The sequence below is a fragment of the Streptomyces sp. NPDC007162 genome (assembly GCF_040634175.1).
In the GTDB taxonomy this organism is placed as follows: domain Bacteria; phylum Actinomycetota; class Actinomycetes; order Streptomycetales; family Streptomycetaceae; genus Streptomyces.
Genome location: NZ_JBEYFC010000598.1, coordinates 1 through 4,847 on the forward strand (window position 1 = coordinate 1; position 4,847 = coordinate 4,847).

The following is a 4,847-nucleotide window of genomic DNA, read 5'->3' on the forward strand; positions in this document are numbered from 1 at the left end:
AGGACGAGTACCTGCCCAACCCGGAGAACCCCTGGGGTCGTGTCCAGGTGAAGCCGGCACCTCGAACGGCAGCGGTACCGCTGCGGTCTCGCCGGGCCGCAGCTCCGGCAGCCGCGCCGGACCGGTCAGGGTACGGCCGTCGGCCAGCGCCAGCTCCCAGGTGCCCGTCAGCCAGTCGAGGCCCCGGAAGTGCTGGTGGTTGGCGAGGACCACGCCCTCGTGCTTGAAGCACCGGATGCGGACCGGCGCCGCGATCTCCCGGTGCTCGTACATCGCGGGCTTGGGGGTGCGGTCGGGGAAGACGATCCCGTCCGCGACGAACGCCCCGTCGTGCAGGGCCTCGCCGAAGTCGCCGCCGTACGCCCAGCGGTGGCCGGGCGCGGCGACACCGTTGTCATACAGTCCGGCGCCCGTGCGCCCGACCGGTCTTCCGTCGCTCACCCGCTGGAGAATTCCGTGGTCCCAGAACTCCCAGATGAACCCGCCCTGAAGCCCCGGAGTGGACTCGATGGCGGCCCAGTGGTCGGCCAGCGTGCCGTTGCTGTTGCCCATGGCGTGCGAGTACTCGCACTGGATCAGCGGTTTCGTCTGCTCCCCGGACAGCGCGTGCGCCACGCAGTCCTCCAGCGGCGCGTACATCGGGCAGGCGATGTCGGAGGCCACACCGGGGTCCGCCCAGCCGCGCTTGGCGGCGCCCTCGTACTGGATCGGCCGGGTCGGGTCGTGCCGCCGTACCCAGCCCGCCGCCGCGTCGTGGTTGGCGCCGTAGTCGGACTCGTTGCCCAGCGACCAGACGATGACCGAGGGGTGGTTCTTGTCGCGCAGCACCATCCGTGAGACCCGGTCCACGAAGGCGTTCAGGTAGCGCGGGTCGTCGGCGATCTCGTGCGCGTGGTCGTGGGACTCGATGTCCGCCTCGTCCACGACGTAGAAACCCAGTTCGTCGGCGAGGTCGTACAGCGCGGGGTCGTTCGGGTAGTGCGAGGTGCGGATCGCGTTGAACCCGAACCGCTTGAGCACCACCAGGTCGGCCCGCATGTCGTCGTACGACACCGTCCGCCCGGTCAGCGGATGGAAGTCGTGCCGGTTGATGCCCCGGATGAACACCCGCTCGCCGTTGACCAGCAGGTCCCGGCCGACGATCTCGACGTCCCGGAAGCCGACCCGGTGGTACGACGCGTCGGCGACCGAGCCGTCCGCGCGGTGCAGCCGGACGGTGAGCCCGTACAGCTCGGGCTCCTCCGCGTTCCAGGTCCGCACCCCGGGCACGACGGCGTGGATGCGGGCCTCGCCCAGGAAGTCGGAGACCCGGTCGTCCTCGGTGTTGAGCCGGTCGAACTCGGCGTCCTGCGCGAGGGGTTCCCCGTCCAGGTCGCCGGTGACGTACCAGCCGTCCGGCAGGGCCCCGCCGGCGTCCCGCACCAGACAGTCCACCCGCAGCTCGCCGTCCCGCCGGGCCCGCACGGTCACGTCCGCAAGACGCAGCGGGTCGGTCGCGTACAGCAGCACCGACCGGGTGATCCCGCCGTGCCACCACTGGTCCTGGTCCTCGATGTGCGTGGCGTCCGACCACTTGACGACGGTCAGCCGCAGCACCGACCGCTCACCGGGACGGACCACCGCCGTCAGGTCGAACTCGGCGGCCAGGTGCGAGTCCTTGGAGATGCCGACCGGCCGCCCGTCGACGTGCACCAGCAGCACGCTCTCCGCCGCGCCCACCTGGAGCACGATCCGGCGCCCGGCCCACTCGGCGGGGACGTCCAGCTCACGCTCGTAGACCCCGGTCGGGTTCGCGGCGGGGGAGTACGGCGGGAACTCGGGGAACGGCATCCGCACGTTCGTGTACTGCGGCAGGTCGTCGGTGTCCTGCACGGTCCAGGCGCCGGGGACGTACGAGGACGACCAGGCACCGCCGACCGGCACGTCCGGAGCCGGCAGCAACTGGAAGCGCCAGTCGCCGTCCAGGGGGAGCGCTCCGGAGCGCCGGTCGACGGCGTTCATGGGCAGGCGCCCCCAGGAGGTCACCTCGGGTGCCTCCCAGGGGCGCAGGGCCGTCAGGGGGTCGTGCAGCGGATGTGCGTCGGTCATGACCATTCCGAAGTCGGTGCGGGCGGCGGCAGGACCCGGCCCGGCAGGTCCCGGGCGGGGTCGGCGGGGATGCCGAGGCGGTTCAGGACGGTGGGGGCGATGTCGATGAGTCGGGGTGTGTCGAGCCGGTGGCGGACGGGCGGTTCGGGCTCGGCCAGGATGACGAAGACCTCCCGCTCGGCGCGGGTGTCGCCGCCGTGCCCGCCGGTGTCGAGATGGCCGTGGTCGGTGGTGACGAGGACGGTCCACCGCTCGTCGGCGCCGCGCGCGCCGATCGCGTCCAGGAGTCGCCCCAGGTGGCCGTCCTGGGCGCGCAGAGCCTCGTCGTAGGCGGCGGAGAACGGGCCGGCGGCGTGCCCGGCCTCGTCGGTGCCGCCGAAGTACACGAACAGGACGTCCGGGGCGTCCTCCGTGAGCAGGCGTGCCGCGGTACGGGCGACGAGGCGGTCGGCCGTGGCGTAGCCGTCGCTCTCGCCGTCGTACTGCACCACCTGCCCGACGGCCGCCCCGAGGGTGCCGCGGCGGACCAGCTCCGGCCAGGACACCACGGCGACCGCGCGCAGCCCCGGGCGGGCGGTGACCGCGCGGCTCAGGAAGTCGGGGTGGCGGGTGTAGTCGGCGCCGGCGAAGTCGTTGCCGGTCACCCCGTGCCGGTCGGGCCACACCCCGGTCAGCACGCTCGACCAGCCGGGTCCGGAGTCGGTGTAGGCCATGCTGGTGGACGGCCCGCCCGCGGCCTGGCCGTCCACCTCGCCGTACGGCAGCAGGCTGGTGCCGTGGGCGCCCCTCGCCATCAGGGCGTGCAGCACGGGCGCCGTGAGCGGCGCGAGGGCCAGCCGGTCGAAGCGCAGCCCGTCCATGCCCACCACCAGCACCCGGCCGTGCCCGGGCCGCGCTCCACCGGCGTCGTACGTCATCGCCCGCCCCTTCCGTCGTGATCCCGGTTCAGGTGCCCTGGACCGCTCCCTCGGTGGCCCCCGCGATGAATCCCCGGGCGAACACCGCGAAGACGATGACCAGGGGGAGGGCGGCCATCAGCACACCGGCCATGACCATGCTGTAGTCGGTGGTGTGGCCGACGTTGAGCTGGGCGAGCTCGACCTGGAGCGTCACATGGGCGGGGTTGGTGAGCACGATCAGCGGCCAGACGTAGTCGTTCCAGGCCCCGACGAAGGCGTAGATGGCGAGGAAGGACAGCGCCGGCCTGATCATCGGCAGCGCGATGTTCCAGTACTGGCGGAAGAACCCGGCGCCGTCGATGCGGGCCGCGTCGAGGAGTTCGTCGGGCACGCCGTTCTCGATGTACTGGCGCAGCCAGAAGATGCCGAAGGCGTTGGCGAGGGCCGGCGGGACCAGCGCCTGGAGGGTGCCGACCCAGCCGATCTTGGACATCAGGATGAACTGCGGCAGGACCGCCAGTTGCAGCGGCAGCATCATGAACAGCAGCAGCGTGCCGAAGAGCACCTTGCGCCCGGGGAAGTCGAACTTGGCGAAGGCGAAGGCCGCCAGCGAGTCGACGAACAGCACCAGGACCGTGGTGACGCACGCGACGATCACCGTGTTGAGCATCGACCCGAAGAAGTCGATGGTGTTCAGCACGTGCCGGATGTTCTCCAGCAGATGCGAGCCGAAGGTGAACTTCGGCGGGCTCTTGTAGATGTCCTGGGTGGTGTTGGTCGCCATGACGATCGTCCACAGGAACGGGAAGACCGAGAGGACGACGGCCAGCATCAGGATGACGTGGGCGGTCAGGCCCTTGGGGCGGCGCAGCCGCCGCCGCTCGGTGGCGGGCCGGGTGGTGGGGTCGGCGGTCGTCATGCCTTCCTCCCTCGCTGTGTGATGCGCCAGTTGACGGCGACCAGCACGATGATCAGTACGAAGAAGGCCCACACGATGGCAGCGCCGTAGCCGTAGTCGTTGTTGAGGAAGGCCGACTGGTAGAAGTACAGCAAGGTGGTCAGGCCGGCCTGACCGGGGCCGCCGAGGTTCGCGTTGGCGGCGTTGCTGGCGAACAGGACCTGGGGTTCGCTGAAGCTCTGCAGACCGTTGATGGTCGAGATGACGACGGTGAACAGGATGATCGGCCGCATGATCGGGATGGTGATCTGGAAGAACGTCCGGACGGGTCCGGCGCCGTCCACCTTCGCGGCCTCGTAGATCGAGGTCGGGATCGCCTGGAGGCCGGCCAGGTAGATGATCATGTTGTAGCCGGTCCACATCCAGGTCATCAGCAGCGCGATGACCACCTTGATCAGCCACGGGTTGCTCAGCCACGGCACCGGCGAGATGCCGACCGTGCCGAGGATCGCGTTGACCAGACCGAAGTTGTTGCTGAACACCGCGCCGAAGAAGATCGCCACGGCCACGATCGAGGTCACGTTCGGGACGTAGAGGGCGATGCGGTAGAAGCCCTTGAAGCGGCGCACCGAGTGCAGCAACGTCGCCAGCACCAGGGCGCCGAACAGGGTCGGGACGGTCGACAGCACCCAGATCACCAGGGTGTTGCGGATGGACAGCCAGAAGACCGGGTCCGACCACAGGAACCTGAACTGCTGGAGGCCGACGAACTGCATGTCCCCCAGGCCGTCCCAGCGCTGGAAGGCCAGGTACAGCGAGTAGAAGACGGGGAAGAACGAGAACGCGATGAAGATCAGGTAGAACGGCGAGATCGCCAGGTACTGGCGCCAGTACGACAGCGGACCGCGCCGCCGGGGCCGGGCGTGGCCCGCGGGCACGGCGCGCCGCGGGCGGAACCGGGC

General features: G+C 70.4%; 4 protein-coding genes. All 4 read right to left on the reverse strand.

Going from position 1 to position 4,847, the window contains the following annotated elements:
- The coding region (locus ABZ646_RS40065; RefSeq protein WP_360530731.1) for a glycoside hydrolase family 2 TIM barrel-domain containing protein at nt 1-2,088 on the reverse strand (2,088 nt) is incomplete at its 3' end.
- The gene (locus tag ABZ646_RS40070) at nt 2,085-3,005 is read right to left on the reverse strand and encodes an alkaline phosphatase family protein (RefSeq protein ID WP_360530734.1); all 921 of its coding nucleotides are present in this window, start codon (nt 3,003-3,005) and stop codon (nt 2,085-2,087) included. The genes ABZ646_RS40065 and ABZ646_RS40070, both read right to left, overlap by 4 nt.
- Before the next feature lie 28 nt (nt 3,006-3,033).
- Nucleotides 3,034-3,906, reverse strand: coding sequence for a carbohydrate ABC transporter permease (locus tag ABZ646_RS40075; RefSeq protein ID WP_360530737.1), 873 nt, complete (start codon nt 3,904-3,906; stop codon nt 3,034-3,036).
- The gene (locus ABZ646_RS40080; RefSeq protein ID WP_360530740.1) at nt 3,903-4,823 is read right to left on the reverse strand and encodes a sugar ABC transporter permease; all 921 of its coding nucleotides are present in this window, start codon (nt 4,821-4,823) and stop codon (nt 3,903-3,905) included. Before ABZ646_RS40080 ends, ABZ646_RS40075 begins: the two co-directional genes overlap by 4 nt.
- Nucleotides 4,824-4,847 lie beyond the last annotated feature (24 nt).